Annotated in this window: 14 protein-coding genes; 7 read left to right on the forward strand and 7 right to left on the reverse strand. The window is 63.5% G+C overall.

All coding sequences use genetic code 11. The features are described 5' to 3' along the window. Positions 1 to 120: 120 nt before the first annotated feature. On the reverse strand, positions 121 to 546 hold the full coding sequence (locus GA829_RS12070) for a VOC family protein (RefSeq protein ID WP_195178721.1): 426 nt from the start codon (positions 544 to 546) through the stop codon (positions 121 to 123). A 239-nt stretch (positions 547 to 785) separates the two neighbouring features. Between GA829_RS12070 and GA829_RS12075 the strand changes: the two genes are divergently transcribed. After that, positions 786 to 1400: a glutathione S-transferase family protein gene (locus GA829_RS12075; protein WP_195178722.1), complete on the forward strand. Its 615-nt coding sequence runs from the start codon at positions 786 to 788 to the stop codon at positions 1398 to 1400. Between the two features lie 26 nt (positions 1401 to 1426). On the opposite strand, the gene GA829_RS12080 is transcribed toward GA829_RS12075, so the two are convergent. The 3 genes from GA829_RS12080 to GA829_RS12090 form a co-directional block, all read right to left on the reverse strand. Continuing rightward, positions 1427 to 1597: a hypothetical protein gene (locus GA829_RS12080; RefSeq protein ID WP_195178723.1), complete on the reverse strand. Its 171-nt coding sequence runs from the start codon at positions 1595 to 1597 to the stop codon at positions 1427 to 1429. 107 nt (positions 1598 to 1704) lie between these two features. Continuing rightward, entirely contained in the window at positions 1705 to 2094 is a 390-nt protein-coding gene (locus GA829_RS12085; RefSeq protein ID WP_195178724.1) for a nuclear transport factor 2 family protein, read from the reverse strand. Between the two features lie 104 nt (positions 2095 to 2198). Then, positions 2199 to 3725 carry an ABC-F family ATP-binding cassette domain-containing protein gene (locus tag GA829_RS12090; protein WP_195178725.1) on the reverse strand — a complete coding sequence of 509 codons (1527 nt, stop codon included), beginning with the start codon at positions 3723 to 3725 and terminating at the stop codon, positions 2199 to 2201. Positions 3726 to 4103: 378 nt separating this feature from the next. Here GA829_RS12090 and GA829_RS12095 point away from each other — a divergent pair, with 378 nt between their 5' ends. Together GA829_RS12095 and GA829_RS12100 are read left to right on the forward strand one after the other, a co-directional pair. Next, the gene (locus GA829_RS12095) at positions 4104 to 5000 is read left to right on the forward strand and encodes an RNA polymerase sigma factor (protein ID WP_195178726.1); all 897 of its coding nucleotides are present in this window, start codon (positions 4104 to 4106) and stop codon (positions 4998 to 5000) included. Positions 5001 to 5043: 43 nt separating this feature from the next. Next, the gene (locus GA829_RS12100; RefSeq protein ID WP_258052256.1) at positions 5044 to 5523 is read left to right on the forward strand and encodes a GFA family protein; all 480 of its coding nucleotides are present in this window, start codon (positions 5044 to 5046) and stop codon (positions 5521 to 5523) included. A 52-nt stretch (positions 5524 to 5575) separates the two neighbouring features. Here the strand turns inward: GA829_RS12100 and GA829_RS12105 are convergent, their stop codons facing one another. Beyond that, the gene (locus GA829_RS12105) at positions 5576 to 6463 is read right to left on the reverse strand and encodes a DMT family transporter (RefSeq protein ID WP_195178727.1); all 888 of its coding nucleotides are present in this window, start codon (positions 6461 to 6463) and stop codon (positions 5576 to 5578) included. A gap of 306 nt (positions 6464 to 6769) precedes the next feature. On the opposite strand from GA829_RS12105, the gene GA829_RS12110 reads away from it, so the two are divergent. Beyond that, positions 6770 to 7204, forward strand: a complete 435-nt coding sequence (locus GA829_RS12110) for a porin (protein WP_195178728.1) — start codon at positions 6770 to 6772, stop codon at positions 7202 to 7204. 221 nt (positions 7205 to 7425) lie between these two features. Here GA829_RS12110 and uvrB read toward each other — a convergent pair whose 3' ends face one another. Together uvrB and GA829_RS12120 are read right to left on the reverse strand one after the other, a co-directional pair. Further along, positions 7426 to 10503: an excinuclease ABC subunit UvrB gene (gene uvrB / locus GA829_RS12115; protein ID WP_195178729.1), complete on the reverse strand. Its 3078-nt coding sequence runs from the start codon at positions 10501 to 10503 to the stop codon at positions 7426 to 7428. Positions 10504 to 10625: 122 nt separating this feature from the next. Beyond that, complete coding sequence (locus tag GA829_RS12120; RefSeq protein ID WP_195178730.1) at positions 10626 to 12230, reverse strand: DUF2778 domain-containing protein; 1605 nt, start codon at positions 12228 to 12230, stop codon at positions 10626 to 10628. Between the two features lie 514 nt (positions 12231 to 12744). On the opposite strand from GA829_RS12120, the gene GA829_RS12125 reads away from it, so the two are divergent. The 3 genes from GA829_RS12125 to GA829_RS12135 are packed head-to-tail and all read left to right on the forward strand — an operon-like array spanning position 12745 to position 17285. Then, complete coding sequence (locus GA829_RS12125) at positions 12745 to 13614, forward strand: protein-L-isoaspartate O-methyltransferase family protein (protein WP_195178731.1); 870 nt, start codon at positions 12745 to 12747, stop codon at positions 13612 to 13614. Between the two features lie 39 nt (positions 13615 to 13653). Continuing rightward, on the forward strand, positions 13654 to 16353 hold the full coding sequence (locus GA829_RS12130) for a spermidine synthase family protein (protein WP_195178732.1): 2700 nt from the start codon (positions 13654 to 13656) through the stop codon (positions 16351 to 16353). Beyond that, positions 16353 to 17285: a hypothetical protein gene (locus GA829_RS12135; RefSeq protein ID WP_195178733.1), complete on the forward strand. Its 933-nt coding sequence runs from the start codon at positions 16353 to 16355 to the stop codon at positions 17283 to 17285. The genes GA829_RS12130 and GA829_RS12135 overlap by 1 nt, the downstream gene beginning before the upstream one ends. The last annotated feature ends 21 nt before the right edge of the window (positions 17286 to 17306 follow it).

Genomic DNA, 17306 nt, shown 5'->3' on the forward strand with positions numbered 1-17306 from the left:
CGGTCGGATGAGGGGTGCTCCAGCTAGCGCCAAGTTACCCCTCACCCGGATTGCCAACCGAGTTGCGAAGGGCAACTCGGGGCAATCCGACCTCTCCCACAAGGGGAGAGGTAAGAGGGTTCAGGCCTTCACCGGCGCATTCATTGCCCAGGTCACGCCGAAGGGGTCGCGCAGCTGGCCCCAGCGGTCGCCCCAGAACATGACCTGCAGCGGCACGACTTCCGTGCAGCCGGCGCCTATGGCGCGCTTCCACCAGGTTTCGATCGTGTCGTCCTGGAGATGCAGCTGCATGGTGTAGCCCTGCGGGTCCTGATGCGGATGGCCGTGCTCGGGATAGGCGTCGCCCAGCATCAGCGTCGAGCCGTTGATGTGGAGATGGACGTGCATGGTGCGGCCTTTTTCATCCGCCGGATAGGAAAACACCTGCTCGGCACCAAAGGCCTTGGCGTAGAAGTCGGCCGCCTTGAAGGCGCCGTCCACTTGCAGGTAGGGGGTCAATCCACCAAGCACTTTCACTGCCGGCTGAACGGGGGTCTGGTCGGTCATCTCTTGTTCCTCTTTGCGTTTGGTTTGGCCTTGCGACCATAGGACGAACGAGGCATCGGCGATCCTACATGGCCGAGAAGATTTTTCCTCGCGGGCAGACGGACCAGACAGGCACCTTCGGGACGAAGAGACGCGCGAAATGAACTTGCGTCGGCGGCGCCCAATCAGAGCGCAATTCTCGCTGCGCGCGGGCTAGAAAAAGGTGACCACACTCTGTCTCCTCAAACCACGAGACGACAATGATCCTCTACTACCAGACCCACTCGCCCTTCGCGCGCAAGGCGCTCGTCTTCGCGCACGAGGTTGGCATTGCCGACCGGCTTGAAGTCATTCATCACGAGACCAGCCCGACCTCGCGCAACGCGCAGGTCTATGCCGAAAATCCACTCGGCAAAGTGCCGGTGCTGCTGCGCCCCGACGCTTCAGCGATCTTCGATTCCGATGTCATCTGCGCCTATCTCGACACGCTGCATGAGGGCCGCAAGCTGGTGCCGCAAGACGGTGAGACGCGCTGGCAAGCGTTGCGGTTGCAGTCGGTCGCCCAAGGCCTGGCGCAGGCGGGCATTGCCTTGCGCTGGGAGACGGAAAGGCGGCCTGAGAAGCTGCGCTATGGCGCTCTTGCCGACGGTTTCAGGGAAAAAATCGAGGCCAGCTACGACTGGATCGAGGGCACACTGGATGACACCGAGCCGCTGCATGTCGGCCACATAGCACTCGCCACCACGCTGTCCTGGATGGCGTTCCGCCAGCTTCCGCCTTTTCGCTCGCGAACGAGGCTGGCGCGCTGGTTCGAGGCTTTCGAGATGCGCGCGTCGATGCAGGCGACGCCACTTTCGGGCGATACGCATGATTGACCCGCGGCCGTCTCGTGGCGCGCCAGTCAGGAAGATTTGCGGATACGCGGGTTCTGCCGCGCATCGAGGATTTCAGGCCAGCCGATGTCCTTGCGCAAATCGAGCGGCAGGGAGAGCAGGGCGCGTTCGCTGAGGTAGCGGGCGCGGGAGGCGGAATACCGGGTCGCGATGCGGCCGATGGATGACAGGATCAGCATTGTCATTCTCCTTGATGACGCCGGCATCAGCGTGCCGGCATCCCAAGGACGTGGCGCGGGGTCTCGACCCGACAGACCGCCGAATTTTTTCCACGTTATAGGAGTGTTCAAATCACCGAGGCCGCCAGGGCGGTGTCGTAATACTCCACCATCTCGACGATCTTGCCGTCGCGAATGGTCCAGAAATTGGCGGCGCGCATGACGAATTCCTTGCCGGTGGTACGGCGGGTCAGATGGAGTTCGACCTGTGCCGCGACCTTGTCGCCGCCATCGATGATTTCGCCTGGCACGAAACGCCGGTACTCGAACTGGCCGTCAAGCGCCATCAGCCGGGCTAGAAACTCCTGCTTGCCTCTGGCGACGCCGGCATGGTGCGAATGCGCCTCATCGGCGATCCAGCGAAAGACGACATTGTCGGCGCAGTGCGCGAGCGCACCCTCGATGTCGCGATTCGCGTAGGCTTTGTAGAGATCCATGACGATGTCGGCGCCACGCATGACCGGTTCCCCTCCCTGGGTTGAGGCGTGGCAGGATGCGCCTTTTCCGATAAACGGGAAAGCGTGACGGGCCGGACCCGCGAGGCCCGGCCGTCATCAAAGCCTCAGCCACCGGCTTCCGCTACCGAACGGAAGAAGTCTTCCGGACTGTCGACTTCGGTCAGCCGCCGTTTCTCGATCAGCCAGAAGCGGTTGCCGATGGCGCGGATGAAGGAGCGGTCATGCGAGGCGAGCACGCAGCTTGCCTGATGCTTCAGCAACTCCTCTTCCAGCGCTTCCTGGCCGTCGATGTCGAGGTGGTTGGTCGGCTCGTCGAGCAGGTAGAAGTTGGGATTGGCGAGCCGCAGCGCCAGCATCATCAGCCTTGCTTTCTGTCCACCCGACAGCACGCCGATCTTGCGCTCCTGCATGTCGATGCTGACGCCGGCACCGGCGAGCAGCGAACGCGCACGCTGTTCGCCGACATCGTAACGGCGTGAGACCATGGCCAGCGGCGTATCGTCACCGCTGATGCCCGAGAGCGCCTGGTCGCTATAGCCAAGCACAGTCGATGGCGTCACCTTCACATTCTGCACCATCTCAGGGTCGGCGATGGCGTTGCGGATCAAGGTGACGAATCGCGACTTGCCGACGCCGTTGCGGCCGAGCAGCACGATGCGATCGCCCTGGCAGATGTGGCGCTTGCCGGTCCTGAACAGCAGCGTGCCGTCAGGCGTTTCCACCGCCGCGTCCTCCAGCGTGATCAGCACCTTGGCATGGGTGCCGCGATTGGCGAGCTTGATCGCACCGGCCGATTTCTCGCGGTGCGCCGGGTTCGCCGCTTCCTCCAGCTTCTCCGCGCGCTGGTTCAACTGCTTGGTCTTGACGGTCAGCAGGTCGCTGCCCGAATTGATACCGATGTTGTTGAGCTTGGCCGCCTGCCGGCGCAATTGCTGCGCCACCTTCATGTCGCGCTGGAACTTGCGTTCGGTCGAGGCATCGACCTCATCCAGCGCATCCCTGGCCCGTGAATAGGGCAAGGCAAACACTGGCGACTGTTCCGGGCGCAGGAACAGCGTCCGGTTGGTGACGGCGTCGAGGAAGGCGCGGTCGTGGCTGGCGATGATGACAGGCACTTCGCGCGGCAAGGTGTTCAGCCAGGCTTCCAGCTGGCTGATTCTGGCGAGGTCGAGATGATTGGTCGGCTCGTCGAGCAGCAGCACATCCGGGTCGGTGACCCAGACGCGCGCGATCAGCGCCAGCCTTTGCCAGCCGCCGCTCAGCGCCTGCATCTGCCGTTCGCGCATCGGCTCCGGCACGTCGAGGGAATCGAGAACGATATCGACCCGCCAAAGCTCGCTGTCGGCCTGCTCCGGCGGCAAGGCATCGGCCACCGCCTGATAGAATGTGCGGCTGAAAAGGGCTGGGGGAACGGACTGCTCGACATAGCCGACGCGCAGGCCGCGTGTGCGGGTGATGTCGCCGGCCGTCGGTTCGAACTCGCCGGTCAGGCATTTGAGCAAAGTGGATTTACCGCGCCCATTGGCGGCGACAATGCCGAGCCGGTCGCCGGTGCCAATGGTGAGGTCGAGGTTGGCGAAGAGCGGCGCACTCATGGTGACGCCGAGGGATTTGAGGCTGATCAGGGCCATGTTGATTTCTCTGGTCTGTCCGGAGGCGTACTCCGGTTCAATGCACTTTGTCGGTGCGCGTGCCGGCATCAGGCTCGGCGTTGCACACCACGAAGGGCAGACCAAAAAATCGAAGCGGGAAAAACCCGGACCGTCCCTGGTCAGCCCTGCAAGCTAGCTCGCAGGGCAGAAATCGGGCCACGCTGACGATGGTGACGAAAAAACGTAAACACGTGAGCCCTCCTTTCGAGACGTTTGATGTGGCGAGGCGATTACACCAAAGGCGGGGGCGATGGCAAGGGGAGCGTGGTTTGCACGACATTTTGAATTCCGTGCCGCCGCTGTCATATAACATTTTGAAACCCGGCGACTGCGGAGGAGGGTGACATCACGTCTAATATGAGCCCCGACTTCGAAGCGATCGGTCTCTTCGAACCACGGCACGTCGCCTTTCTGGAAACCATCGCGCATCTGCGTCCAAAACTTCACCGCTATTGCGCCCGCATGACCGGCTCGGTGCTGGACGGCGAGGACGTGATGCAGGAAGCGGTGTTCGAAGCCTATCGCAAGCTGGAGCATTTCGACGACAGCCGTGCGCTTGGCCCGTGGCTGTTCCGGATCGCCCACAACAGATGCATCGACTTCCTGCGCCGCCGCAAGGTCTGGCGGGAGGCGGAAGCAGCAGCTGCGGAGCCCGGCACTGTGCAGCCTGTCCACGCCATAGGGCCGGCGCTTGATCGCGCCGTCGAGCGGCTGGTGATGAACCTACCGCCCAAGGAGCGTGCCTGCGTGCTCCTGAAGGATGTCTTCGACTATTCGCTGGAAGAGATCGCCCCGTTGGTCGATTCCACGGTCGGCGGCGTCAAGGCGGCTCTCAGTCGGGGCCGTGGCAAGCTGGAAGCGCTGCCGGATACGGCCAAGGCTTGGCCTGCCGTGAATGCGGAGGTGCAGGATCTGCTGCGCCGCTATGTCCTTCTGTTCAACCAGCGCGATTGGGATGGCGTGCGCGAGCTGACCAGTGCCGACGCTCGCCTGCGCGTTGCCGACTGCTTCGCAGGCCGCCTTGCCGACTCGCCGTATTTCGTCGAGTACGAGCGGCGGAGCATCCCCTGGCGCATGGCGCTTGGCGAAGTGGATGGCGAGACGATGGTCATCATCTTGCTCGAGGGACCGAACGGGCTGGCGCCATTCTCAGTGATACGTCTCGGCATCGCCGACAGCCGCATCGTCAGCATCACCGACTATGTGAAGAGTGCGTGGGTTCTGAATGCCGCCGCCTCGGTGACCGTCCACTAAAAGAATCCATCACCCACGTATCCTGTTCAACCCGGCAGCCGTAATGGCCACGCAAACATCGGCGCAGCCCGCGCCGATGGGAACGGGAAAGGATCAGTTCGTGGCTCTAAAGACCTATTCGGGTAGCTGTCACTGCGGCACGGTTCGCTTCGAAGCCGATGTCGATCTCAGCCAGGGAACCTTCAAATGCAATTGCTCCAGCTGCACCAAGGCGCGTTCGTGGCTGGTGGTCGCCAGGCCTGACCGCTTTCGGCTGATTGCCGGCGCCGAGGCCCAGACGCTATACCAATGGACCCCGCCGGGGCACGCCGGGCCGAATTTCAAATTCCACTTCTGCCGAAACTGCGGCATACGCACGCCGGCGTGGGGCGAGGCCGAAGCCATGGGTGGCGCTTTCCACGCGATCCAGGTGACGCTGCTCGACGGCGTCGATCCCGATGAGCTGGCGGGAGCGCCCATCAACTATGTCGACGGCCGCAATGACCGTTTCGACCTGAAGCCGGCCGACACCCGCCTTCTGTGACCAGTTGAGCGAGCGGGCCGCCAAGGTGTTGGGGCGTTAATCGCCCCCCGCCTCACGCCAGCGGCACTGCTTTCGCCCGGCGTGGAAACGGGTCCAGCACCAGCACGCAGCCGCCGATGATCGCCACCGCGCCGACGATCTGGATGGCCGACAGCGTCTCGCCAAGCAGCATCGTGCCGACCAGCACGGCGACCACGGTGACGGCAAACTCGACACTGATCGTCCTGGTCGCGCCGATGCTGGCCACCAGCCGGAAATAGACGACATAAGTCAAAGCGCTCATCACGCAGGCGAGCAAGGCGAGGTAGAGGAAATCTATGGCGCCGGGCATGGCAGGCACCGGGACCGCGAAAAGCAGCGGCAGTGTCATCAGCCCGCCGAACAGGAAGGCGGCGCTGGTGAGTTCCAGTGAGCCGGCTGAGCGCAGATGACGGTTGGCATAGTTGCTGCCGAAGGCGGCCGAGAACGAACTGAACAGCGACGCGGCGCAGCCAAATACGAAGGCTGGTGTTACGGGCACTGACGGAAAGCCGACCAGAAGCAGGATCCCGGCGGTGCCGAGCAGCAGCCCGGCCAGCCCGCGAAGAGTGATGCGCTCAAGCCCCCACAGCTGGCCGATGATCATCGAGAACAGCGGAATGGCGGCAACGAGAATGGCCGCCATCGCCGTGCCGATGCGCGGCGTGGCGTAGGACAGGCCGATCAGCTGTGCCGCGACCGTGGTTGCGCCGACAACGGCGAATGGCCGCCAGCCGGCGCTGAAGTCGAGCCGGCGCCGCGTCACCACCGCCAGCAGGATAAGTGTGATGCCGGCGACCAGGGAACGCAAGGTCACCGCGCCGATCCAGCCGAAGGCATGCACAACCTTGAGCAGGACCAGGAAGGACAGGCCCCAGGTGATGGCCAGGAAGACGTAGGCGGCGATATCTCTGGATTTCATGGTCGTTCGGCTGGCAGGAGATTTTGCTTCGGTGCGGAAGCGTGAGGATGGGCAGGCCGTACAGTTTCCGCCGAAGACTGGCAAGTACAGGGGCATGGCCAAGGCGGTAAAACTCGTCCCAATTAAAGTCAGATGCCGATCCGGTTTCGTCGTTGACAGAGCGAGGCCAGACATGTGCTTCTCGCGCCAGGTTTCAATCATGTTTGATCTGGAGAGGGCAATGCGGGGCATCAACCGTATTACAGCGTTTGCGTTTCTGATGGCGGGGGCGGGCTTTTGCCGACGCTACTGGCCGTCGGAACAGGCATGTCGGCACCTGCTCTGGCCGCGCCTGTCGAATATATAAAAATCTGCGATGCCTATGGCGCGCAATATTATTACAGTCCTGGCACCGACACCTGCATCAATGCCGACACAGGCCAAACAAATCGCCAAACGGCGGACGGTATCGTCACCGGGAAAACCGCCCCTGCGCAACATGTTGACGACACCGACGCCCGCATCACGCGGACGTTTGAGAATGCCTCGATCGCCGCCGCCCTGGCGAGCCCCGACCTTGTCGAGGGCGAGCACTTCGGCGTTCGCATCAACTGGGGCAACGCGGGCGGCTCGGATGCCGTCGGGATTACCGGCGCCGCGCTTCTGAGCGAGGGCTTTGGCCGCAAGCTTACCGGGACGCTGGGCATCGCCTTTGCCGAGAGTGCGGTCGGCGGCAATGCCGGCTTGCAGTTCAACTGGTAGGGCGAGGCGGCGGGTCAGGGAAGCAGACTACCGGACGGAGTCAAACGGGCAGCAAAATGGGCACGCGCTTCCCTTCTCCCCCTGTGGGAGAAGGTGGCCTCGCGAAGCGAGGTCGGATGAGGGGTGATCCAGAAAACACCAGCGTCTCATTCCGTCCAGCACCCGTCTCGGCGCTTCGCGCCGATCCACCTTCTCCCCTGGGGGAGAAGGGAAGGGCCGCCCTATTTGCCTGGTCGTCCCGTCTTGCCGGGGCGCCGCTTTTCCCGGCGGGCGTCGCCTGGATCTTCGTAGGAGCCGATGCCGGCGCGCTCGCGCTTGACCGGCCTGTCGCCCTCGATCGGCGTCTCCGTACGGCGCACCGTCATTTCATCAAGTGTGTTCTTCTTGAACAGCGGCTTGGCGTCGTCACCCGGAATGCCGAAGTCGGAACCATGCGCTTCCTCGGCCGACTGCTTCTTGAACAGCGAGCGCGACACCGCACCGGCCGGTGTCGTCATGTCGGTGCCTGGGCCCATGGCGTCGAGCGAGGGTTTCGAAAACAACGGCGTCTTGACCGGCACCGCGCCGTCGGCGCCCATCTCGTCGAGATGCGGCTTGCGGAAGAGATTGGGCCGGGCAGCCTTGGCGGCCTCTTCAGCCGCACGCGCTTCGTCGAACTTGCGGAAACGCTCCTGTTCCTCGACTGTGCGATGTTTGGCCACGCCCTTGTTGTGCTTGCCTTTTTCGCGGCCTGAGTTGGGACTTTGGCCTTCAACCTCGCGTGCCAGCGGGTCGTCGGAGATGGACAGTTCGATCTCGCGCAGCCGCTTGATCTCGTCGCGGATGCGCGCCGCCTTCTCGAAGTCGAGATTGGCGCCGGCGTCGCGCATCTGCTTGTCCATCGCGTCGAGATGGACTTTCAGATTGTTGCCCATCATGGCGCCGGCGCTGTCGGTGAACTGCGAGATGTCAGCGCGGACGTGGTCCTTCTCGTAGACCGAATCCAGAATGTCGGAGATGCGCGACTTGACCGATTCCGGCGTGATGCCGTTGGCCTCGTTCCATTCCACCTGCTTTTCGCGGCGGCGGCTGGTCTCGGCCATCGCCCGTTCCATCGAGCCGGTGACCTGATCGGCGTAGAGGATGACCTTGCCGTCGACGTTGCGCGCGGCGCGGCCGATGGTCTGGATCAGCGACGTCTCCGAGCGCAGGAAACCTTCCTTGTCGGCGTCGAGAATGGCGACGAAGCCGCATTCGGGAATGTCGAGGCCCTCGCGCAGAAGGTTGATACCGACCAGCACGTCGAAGGCGCCAAGGCGCAGGTCGCGCAGGATCTCGATGCGCTCCAGCGTGTCGATGTCGGAATGCATGTAGCGCACGCGCACGCCTTGCTCGTGCAGATATTCGGTCAGGTCTTCGGCCATGCGCTTGGTCAGAACCGTGACCAGCGTGCGGTAGCCGGCCTTGGTGGTGTCGCGGATTTCGCCGACGACATCGTCGACCTGGCTCTTGGCCGGGCGCACCTCGACCGGCGGGTCGATCAGCCCGGTTGGGCGGATGACCTGCTCGGCGAAGACGCCGCCGGCCTGTTCCATTTCCCAACCGCCCGGGGTCGCCGAAACGGCGACGGAGAGCGGGCGCATGGCGTCCCATTCCTCGAAACGCAGCGGCCGGTTGTCCATGCAGGACGGCAAGCGGAAGCCGTATTCGGCCAGCGTTGCCTTGCGGCGAAAGTCGCCCCTGTACATGCCGCCGATCTGTGGAATGGTGACGTGGCTTTCGTCGATGAAGACCAGCGCGTTGTCGGGAATATATTCGAACAGCGTCGGCGGTGGATCGCCCGGCTGGCGGCCGGTCAGATAGCGCGAATAGTTCTCGATACCGGCGCAGGAACCGGTGGCTTCCAACATCTCCAGGTCGAAGCGGCAGCGCTGTTCCAGCCGCTGTGCTTCCAGCAGCCGGCCGGCGCGTTCGAGCTCAACCAGCCGATGCTTGAGCTCCTCCTTGATCGACTTGATCGCCTGGTTCAGCGTTGGGCGCGGCGTCACATAGTGCGAGTTGGCGTAGATCTTGACGCTTTTCAGCTCGCCGGTCTTGCTGCCGGTCAGCGGGTCGAACTCGGTGATCTGCTCGATTTCGTCGCCGAACATCGAGATGCGCCAGGCGCGGTCCTCAAGGTGGGCGGGAAAGATTTCGATCGTGTCGCCGCGCACGCGGAATGAGCCACGGACGAAGTTGATGTCCTGGCGCTTATACTGCTGTGCGACGAGGTCGGCGAGCAGGGCGCGCTGGTCGAGCCGGTCGCCGATCTGCATCTGGAAGGTCATCGCCGTATAGGTTTCGACCGAGCCGATACCGTAGATGCAGGACACCGAAGCGACGATGATGACGTCGTCGCGCTCAAGCAGCGAGCGGGTCGCCGAATGGCGCATGCGGTCGATCTGCTCGTTGATCGAGGATTCCTTCTCGATGAACGTGTCGGTGCGCGGAACGTAGGCCTCCGGCTGGTAGTAGTCGTAATAGGAGACGAAATACTCGACCGCGTTCTCGGGGAAGAATTTCTTGAACTCGGAATAGAGCTGCGCTGCCAGCGTCTTGTTTGGCGCCAGGATCAGGGCAGGGCGCTGCGTCTCCTCGATCACCTTGGCCATGGTGAAGGTCTTGCCGGAGCCGGTGACACCGAGCAGCACCTGGGTGCGGTCGCTGTTGTCGACGCCCTCGACAAGATCCTTGATCGCGGTTGGCTGGTCGCCGGCCGGCTCGAAATCCGACACCATCTTGATGGCGATGCCGCCTTCGGACTTTTCCGGGCGCGCAGGGCGGTGCGGCGTCCACAGCACGCCGTCCTTGTGCAGCGGATTGCCGGATTCGATCAGCGCCGACAGTGCCGCCACGGTCGCGGTGACACTGCCCGAGGCCATCGTCTCGGCGTCTTCCAGCGAAATGTCGAGACCGGCGACCGGATTGAGGCCGGCTGCCGTACGCTCCCTGGCCGTTGCCGCACCGCCCATCGAGGTGCCGCGCGAGCTTCGGCCTGGAGCGGCGGAGCGCTCGGGTATCTTCTTCGAGGGCTTGGATGCCTTGCCGCTGTCGCCCTTGCCTGCAAGCCGGCCTTCCTTCTCGGCCTCCTGCTCGATCTGTTCGGCCCAGTCGGCGATCGAGCCGGTCAGCGGGGTGCCGGAAAGTTCTGCCTGGGGCGCTTCGTCGAAGCCGCCTCTGTGCAGCGGCTCGGAGGCATCGAGGAAATCGGTAATCGGGCTGCGCCGCTTGGGCTCGCTATTCGCCTTCGGCGGCGTCTTCTTGTCGGGGGATTTGGCCATGTCGGGAATATGGGAGGACTCGGCCGAAATGGAAAGAGCGCGATGGAGGCTGGCCGGCGGCGGCGCCATGCTCCTGACAGAAGGCTGTCAGGAGCATGGCAAGGTTCCGGTTCAACCTCGTGTCAGGCGCCGCTTCCGTTTGACGCCACACGAGTCGCCGATCCGTTCAGGCGATCCACCACGACGAGGCGTGTAACCTTGCCCTTCTTGAAGGCGGCGAGGAAGCGGGCATAGTCCCTGAAGACAACGCAGCCATTGGATTCGGCACGGCCGCCGCGCAGCATGTAGGTGTGGGCAAGCAGGCCATTGCGGTTGTACTTGTTGCCGCCGCTGACAGGGGTCAGGCGCAGGGCCTCGACACCGTGGAAGCGCGATTCACGCAGCGACAGGTTGTAGGTGTTGGGCGGCGTCGGGCCGCGATCCTTGACGTGGACATAGCGCGGCTGGTCGACCATGGAGCCGAGGCCCGAATGCGCCTCGAGCCGCTGACCGTCGGGCATGTAGACGACCTTGGCCGAGATGTCATAGACCGCGACGCCATTGCCGGCTCCGGTCCTGCCGCCCGGCGAGTTGAAGAGGTTCTTGAATGCCTGGCCGAGGCCGCCCGACGGCGTGTCCGGCTTGGCATAGGCCAGAACGTCGCCGCCATCCGCTGGTCTGCCTTGGCGGGCCGGTTGAGCCGTCCTTGGCGCCTGCGCCTGCTGGACTGTTTCGCGAGCCGGCTTCGGTTGCTGGGCAGGCTTGGATTGCTGCGCGGCCCTAGGCGGCTGTGGCGCGTCGAATTGCGGGCGTTGGGTCGGCAATGGCACGTCATTGGTGAGGGCTTCAGGCAATGCGGTGACATCGCCGGGCTGTTCCTGCTGGGTCTCGACAGGCGAAACCGCGACTTCCGCCGAGGATTCCTCGATCGGCAGCGGCGAGGCAAAGGCCTGGTCTTCAACCGGCAGCGACTGAACGAGCGCCAAAGCCAATTGTGCATTGTCGGGGGTTTCGGCCTGGGCAAAGCCCATCGGCTGTGGCGCGGTCTGTACGACCACCGAACCGGTGTCCAACCGGGCGAAGCGTTCCGCCGCCGGAGCAGGGGTCTCCGCAGCGAGGCTGGCCACAACCGGAGCCGATGGTACCAGCGAGGCGACCGTATATTGCTGTGGGACACTCGAAATGACCGGGCGCGCCGGGCTGTTGGCTGCCACGACAGGCTTGCCAGAGCTGGCAAAGGCGGCGGCGAGCCTGGTTGGCGACAGCGATGCTTCCATGCGTTCGAAACGTTCCTGCGTCTCGGTCCTGGCAACAACTGGCTTGGCCTGCGCCACGAGGCGCCCGGACTTGCCGGCCGACGCGCTTGTCGCTGCAAGCTTGAAGCAGCTGGCGCCGCATTGCACCACATGGTCGCGCAAGGCCTGCGTGCCGCCATGGGCATTGGCCAGCACTAACGGCGCCGAGGATGTCAGGAAATGCTGCTTCAGCGGATCGGCAAGGGCAAGCGAGCCGGGCATCGACAGCGTCTGCTGCAGGCCGCCGGAAGTCGTCGACAGCGAGGCGCCGACGGAACTCAGGCCGACCATGGTGCCGATCAGCCACAGGCCGACGGCGGCGCTGACGCCAGGCACCGCGACCCAGCGGACGATCCGTTCAGGGGTGAAGGTGGAGGAACGCGACGCGTGATCGGCAGGCTCGCAGTCCCCGCGCTCGTCCCAGACAATATTTTTCTTACTCAAGAACGCCATGCAACCAATCTTGCTCCAATCGGTTTCCCTTTCGCGGCCCCGATAGCCGCGAAGACCATTCTGTGAGTGATCCCAGGTGGTCCCCGGCGCGTTTTCCGCGCCTGTCGTTGGTTGCCGATTGCCTCAAAATATGGACAAAGTTGGTTAATCAATCCCTCTCAAAACCAACGGTGAGATGTGGACCTGTGCCAAAGAAGGCTCTGTCCACGACTTAAAAAGCGGTGTTGCTGCCCTTCCGAGGCTGTTTTGCTGCCCGTTTTTGTTCGCCGAGTCAAGCACACGGTCGTAGCGAATTTTTTTCGCAGGCGGACTGAAGGCGATTCCGACAGGCCCGATTGACGGCTGATTCAGGCGGCAAGAGCCCCGGCTGGCCGGAAAACTGTTGCCCCCTTGCCACAAATTCCCCGACCGAACCGCCGCCTCTCGACGGCCATTGACTCGTTTTGGGGGGCGGTGCAATCGGATCAAGTGCTTGGTTTTGGGGTGGCAAAGGCCACTTTTGGAGGCTTTTTCCATGAAGCGTCGGGACTTCTTGGCGCTGTCGGCGGGAGCGGCGGCGTTTTCCATTCTTCCTAGTATCGCCAGGGCGGCTCTGCCGGTGCCTTATGACCGGAACGCCGAAGTGCCGGTGACCGACAAAAAGACCTTCATCGACTGGATGGTGGCCAATCGCGGCGAAGATCCGAAGTATCTCGCCGAGCGATTCGATCGTTTTCAGATCATGGTCTACAACAAGGATGTGCTGGACGACCGCAACAAGCGGGCGTTTCTGGCGACGCCGCGCGAGGAATTCGTGCTGCCGCAGAATCTGGCGCGCACCTATGACCACGCGTTTCTCGATATCGGCTATGGCGTGACCATCTCCGGCCCGCATCTGGTCGGACGCATGACAACGGCCATCGACGTGCAATTCGGCGAATCCGTGCTCGAAGTGGGTACCGGCTCCGGTTACCAGTCGGCCTATCTCGCCAACCTTACCGACAAGGTGCACACGATCGAGATCATCAACCCGCTGGCACAGCGCACCCGCCGCACCTATGACGCACTCATCGATCGCGGCTACAGCGTGTTCGGCTCGGTCACCAGCCGGAACGCCGACGGCTACTACGGCTGGGAAAGCGTCGGTCCGTTCGACAAGATCATTGTCACCTGCGGCATCGACCATATCCCGCCGTCGCTGCTGCAGCAGCTCAAGCCCAATGGCGTCATGGTCATCCCGGTCGGACCGCCTGGCGCGCAGCATGTGCTCAAGGTGGTCAAGCAGCAGCTCGCCGATGGCACGTTCAACATCGTCCGCTCGGATATCTACAATGGCAAGGTGGTGCCTTTCGTGCCCTTTACCAAGCTGGAAGGCGACCAGATCGTCGGCACGCATAACGGCTGATTTGCCGCGCCGGCTGAACCGCCGCATCAAGGGGCCTGCATGGCAGCCGTCGTTTCGACCTCTCGTTTGAGCATCGCCTCCCTGGAGGCGCCGCGCCTCGCGCACTATCTCGCGGTCGGCTTGATCGCCGGTGCCGTCATCGCGCTGCAGATATCGGTCATGCGCGTCTTCGCTGTCGGCAGCTGGTCGCATTTCGGCTCGCTGGTGGTCAGCCTCGCCATGCTCGGCTTCTCCTTGTCCAGCGTCGTCATCTTCGCCGGCAAGGACTGGTTCGACCGGCACTGGCAAGGGGCCGCCACTGCCGCCCTGCTTTTGATCGGCCCGCTTGCCGTTGCCTCGAACCTCATCGCCCAGACCGTGCCGTTCAACGCCATCTTCCTGGTTTCCGACCCGGAGCAGAAATGGCGTCTGCTGGCCAATTTCCTGCTCTATCTCCTGCCGTTCCTGGCCGGAGCGTTCTTCCTCGGCATCGTTTTCCTGAAAAGCCGCACGGCTTTCGGCCGTATCTATTTCGCCGATCTCACCGGCTCTGGCCTCGCCGGGCTGGTCGTGCTGGTGTCGATGTATTGGTTCGCGCCGGAAACCATCATCGTCGTGCCTTTGCTGCTATGGGCCGCCGGCTCGCTGCTGTGGTTCTTTGCTTTCCGCGCCTGGAAGAGCGTTGCCGCCGGCGTCGCCGTCGCCGCACTGTCGATCGCGGGCTACCTCATGCTGCCCGGACTGACCGGCATCCCCGACATCACCGTCTCGCAGTACAAGGGCGTTGCCTATGCCCGCAACTTTCCCGACGGCAAGCGCATCTACCGCAATGTCTCGCCGTTCGGCGACCTGCAGGTCTATGCCAGTTCCTACATGCATTTCGCGCCGGGCCTGAGCGACAACGCCGCCTTCGGCATGCCGGAGGTTCCTGCCAACACCTATGTCGGCATGTACCGTGACGGCGATGGGCCGGAAGGCGTCATGCGCAACCTGGCGCCGGCCGAACAGCTCTATTTCCGCTACCTGCCGATGCACTATCCCTATGTCATCAAGGAGAAGCCCAAGACGTTCGTGGTGCAGTTCGGCGGCGGCATTTCCACGCAAGCCGCGCTCAATGCCGGCTCGACCTCGGTGACCGTCGCCGAGAGCAATCCGATGACTTTGCGGGCATTCCGCGATCCGGTCCTGAAGGACGTCACCGGCGACATACTGGCCGAGCCGCGTCTCAAGGTGATCGACTACGACGGTCGCCTGTTCCTTGCCAACACCGCCGAGCGCTACGACGTCATCGACCTCAGCCTTGCCGACAGCGTCGGCCTGTCCAACCCGGGCGGCTTCGCGATTTCGGAAAAATACGCCTACACCAAGGAAGCGATGCTGAGCTACATGCACGCGCTGGCCGATGGCGGTGTGCTGTCGGTCACCTTGTGGAACAAGGAAGAGCCGCCGAAGTCGGTGCTGAAGCTCTATTCGACCATTGCCGGGGCGGCAGAGGCGTTTGATCCGTCGGGCGCCGCCAACGACATCTTCGCCGTGTCGAGCTATCTGTCGACGACGACGGTGCTGTTCAAGCGCGGCGGCTTCACCGAGGCCGAAATCAAGACGCTGCGCGACTACACCAGGTCGATGTCGTGGGAAGAGGTCTATTATCCCGGCATGCCGTATGACGGTTCGACGGCGCAAAAGATCCTCGACGATTATCGCGCCTCGATCTTCGGCAGCGGAGAGGATGCGACGCTGACCCAGCCCGCCGCCGATGCGACGGCGCCAGCCGACCCAACCGCGCCGGCGAGCCCCGACTGCGACCCGACGGCGCCCGCCGATCCGACGCTGGATGTCTGCGCCAAAGCCGTTCCGGGGGCCGATGTGTTGCCGGCGACGGCGCTGCAGCGCATGACCTGGCATGCGTTGTTGACCGGCGGCTGGGCGAAGCTTGCCGGCGACTATGTCTTCGACGCGCATCCGCTCAGCAACGACCAGCCGTATTTCGCCGCCTATGTGAAGGTCGCCGACCTGCCATTGACGCTGGACAGGCTCGACCTGTTCCAGGACGACTGGGGCTATCTCCTGATCTGGGCAACGCTCGGCATCGCCTGCGTCACGGCGGCGTCGCTGGTGCTGCTGCCTGTCATTTTCGGCTGGCGCATCGTGTTTTCCCGCTCGCGCGGCAAACTCGGCACCATCCTTTATTTCGCCTGTCTCGGCCTCGGCTACATCATGGTCGAGGTCGGGCTGATCAGCCGCTTCACAGTGGCGTTGGCCAACCCGACGGTGTCGGCCTCGGTGTTGATCTCGTCGATGCTGGTGTTCTCCGGACTTGGCAGCCTCTATGCCGAGCGCATCTTCGACCGCGCCAGAACGCTGCTGCCCGTCGTGCTGCTGGCGATCTGCCTGCTGCTGCTGGCCTACGGCTTCTATCTGTCGCCGGTGCTCGACTGGATTGGTGCCTATCCCTATTCGATGCGGTTGCTGCTGTGTTTCCTGCTGGTGTCGCCGCCGGCTTTCCTGATGGGGATGCCGATGGCCACTGCCATGACCTGGCTGGCGCGGCTCGGCAAGGAACACCTGTTCGTCTGGGCCTGGGGCATCAATGGCTGTTTCTCGGTCATCGGTTCAGCGGCGGTGCCGATCGTCGCCACCAGCTTCGGCCTCAGTGCCGTGCTGCAATGGGCCGCCATCGCTTATCTCATCGCCATCCCGGCCTTCTTTGCCGTGCTGTTGCCGTCGAAAGCGCCGTCCATCCGGCTGGTCGCGGCCTGATGGTGGACCGGCGCGCCATCGTCGCCGGACTGCTGGCCACGACGGTCTTTCCGGTGGCAAGCCAGGGGGCGCGCTTGCGCAAGGCGATATCAACGATCGTGCCGTTCAAGACGTCACCCTTTCCCTATGAGGGAAAACTGCCGGATGGTTCCGGGCCATTTCTCGACGTGAATGCAAACGGCCGGCGCGGCCACACTTCGCCGCGCGGCGGCATCTATTGGGAAGACGAGACCTATTCCGACCGCTCGACGCTGCTGGCGGTGCCCAAGGGATTCGATCCGGCCAAGCCGGCGGTCATCGTGGTGTTCTTCCACGGCAATGGCGCTACCCTGGCGCGCGATGTGGTCGGCCGGCAGCGGGTGTTTGCCCAGGTCGAAGCCTCCGGCCTCAACGCGGTGCTGGTGGCGCCGCAATTCGCCAGCAATGCGCAGGATTCCAGCGCCGGCAATTTCTGGACGCTGGGTGTTTTCGCGCGATTCATGGCGGAGGCGGCGCAAGGGCTGGGCAAACTGACCGGCGCCACGCCTGCGAAATTCGATGCCATGCCGATCGTGCTCGTCGCCTATAGCGGCGGCTACAACCCGACTGCCTCCGTGCTCAGGAATGGCGATGCCGGCGACCGCCTGCTAGGCGTCATTCTGCTCGACGCCGTTTTCGACGACAGCGACATCTTCGCCAACTGGATCGCGCGGCACAAATCCAGCTTCTTCGTCAGCGCCTATGGCCAGGCCTCGGCATCCGGCAACGCTGAGATCCGGCAGTTGCTGGCTGGCCATGGCATTGATGCGAGTTCCGATCCACCGCGCCGTCTTGAAGCCGGCACGGTTTCCCTCATCGCATCCGATGCCGGCCACGACACGTTCGTCACCCGCGCTTTCGTCAGCAACCCGCTGCAATGGCTGCTTGGCCGGCTGCACGGGTTTCCGCGTTAGGTGTGCTGATATTCAGGTGAT

This window comes from Mesorhizobium sp. INR15, from assembly GCF_015500075.1.
Classification (GTDB): domain Bacteria; phylum Pseudomonadota; class Alphaproteobacteria; order Rhizobiales; family Rhizobiaceae; genus Mesorhizobium.

What these genes read in the sequence shown, in the direction of transcription:
- GA829_RS12135 (WP_195178733.1), top strand. Translation starts at nt 16,353, where the DNA reads ATGGTGGACCGGCGCGCCATCGTCGCCGGACTGCTGGCCACGACGGTC.
- GA829_RS12130 (WP_195178732.1), top strand. Translation starts at nt 13,654, where the DNA reads ATGGCAGCCGTCGTTTCGACCTCTCGTTTGAGCATCGCCTCCCTGGAG.
- GA829_RS12075 (WP_195178722.1), top strand. Translation starts at nt 786, where the DNA reads ATGATCCTCTACTACCAGACCCACTCGCCCTTCGCGCGCAAGGCGCTC.
- GA829_RS12085 (WP_195178724.1), bottom strand. Translation starts at nt 2,094, where the DNA reads ATGCGTGGCGCCGACATCGTCATGGATCTCTACAAAGCCTACGCGAAT.
- GA829_RS12080 (WP_195178723.1), bottom strand. Translation starts at nt 1,597, where the DNA reads ATGCTGATCCTGTCATCCATCGGCCGCATCGCGACCCGGTATTCCGCC.
- GA829_RS12105 (WP_195178727.1), bottom strand. Translation starts at nt 6,463, where the DNA reads ATGAAATCCAGAGATATCGCCGCCTACGTCTTCCTGGCCATCACCTGG.
- GA829_RS12125 (WP_195178731.1), top strand. Translation starts at nt 12,745, where the DNA reads ATGAAGCGTCGGGACTTCTTGGCGCTGTCGGCGGGAGCGGCGGCGTTT.
- GA829_RS12095 (WP_195178726.1), top strand. Translation starts at nt 4,104, where the DNA reads ATGAGCCCCGACTTCGAAGCGATCGGTCTCTTCGAACCACGGCACGTC.
- GA829_RS12110 (WP_195178728.1), top strand. Translation starts at nt 6,770, where the DNA reads ATGTCGGCACCTGCTCTGGCCGCGCCTGTCGAATATATAAAAATCTGC.
- uvrB (WP_195178729.1), bottom strand. Translation starts at nt 10,503, where the DNA reads ATGGCCAAATCCCCCGACAAGAAGACGCCGCCGAAGGCGAATAGCGAG.
- GA829_RS12100 (WP_258052256.1), top strand. Translation starts at nt 5,044, where the DNA reads ATGGCCACGCAAACATCGGCGCAGCCCGCGCCGATGGGAACGGGAAAG.
- GA829_RS12120 (WP_195178730.1), bottom strand. Translation starts at nt 12,230, where the DNA reads ATGGCGTTCTTGAGTAAGAAAAATATTGTCTGGGACGAGCGCGGGGAC.
- GA829_RS12090 (WP_195178725.1), bottom strand. Translation starts at nt 3,725, where the DNA reads ATGGCCCTGATCAGCCTCAAATCCCTCGGCGTCACCATGAGTGCGCCG.
- GA829_RS12070 (WP_195178721.1), bottom strand. Translation starts at nt 546, where the DNA reads ATGACCGACCAGACCCCCGTTCAGCCGGCAGTGAAAGTGCTTGGTGGA.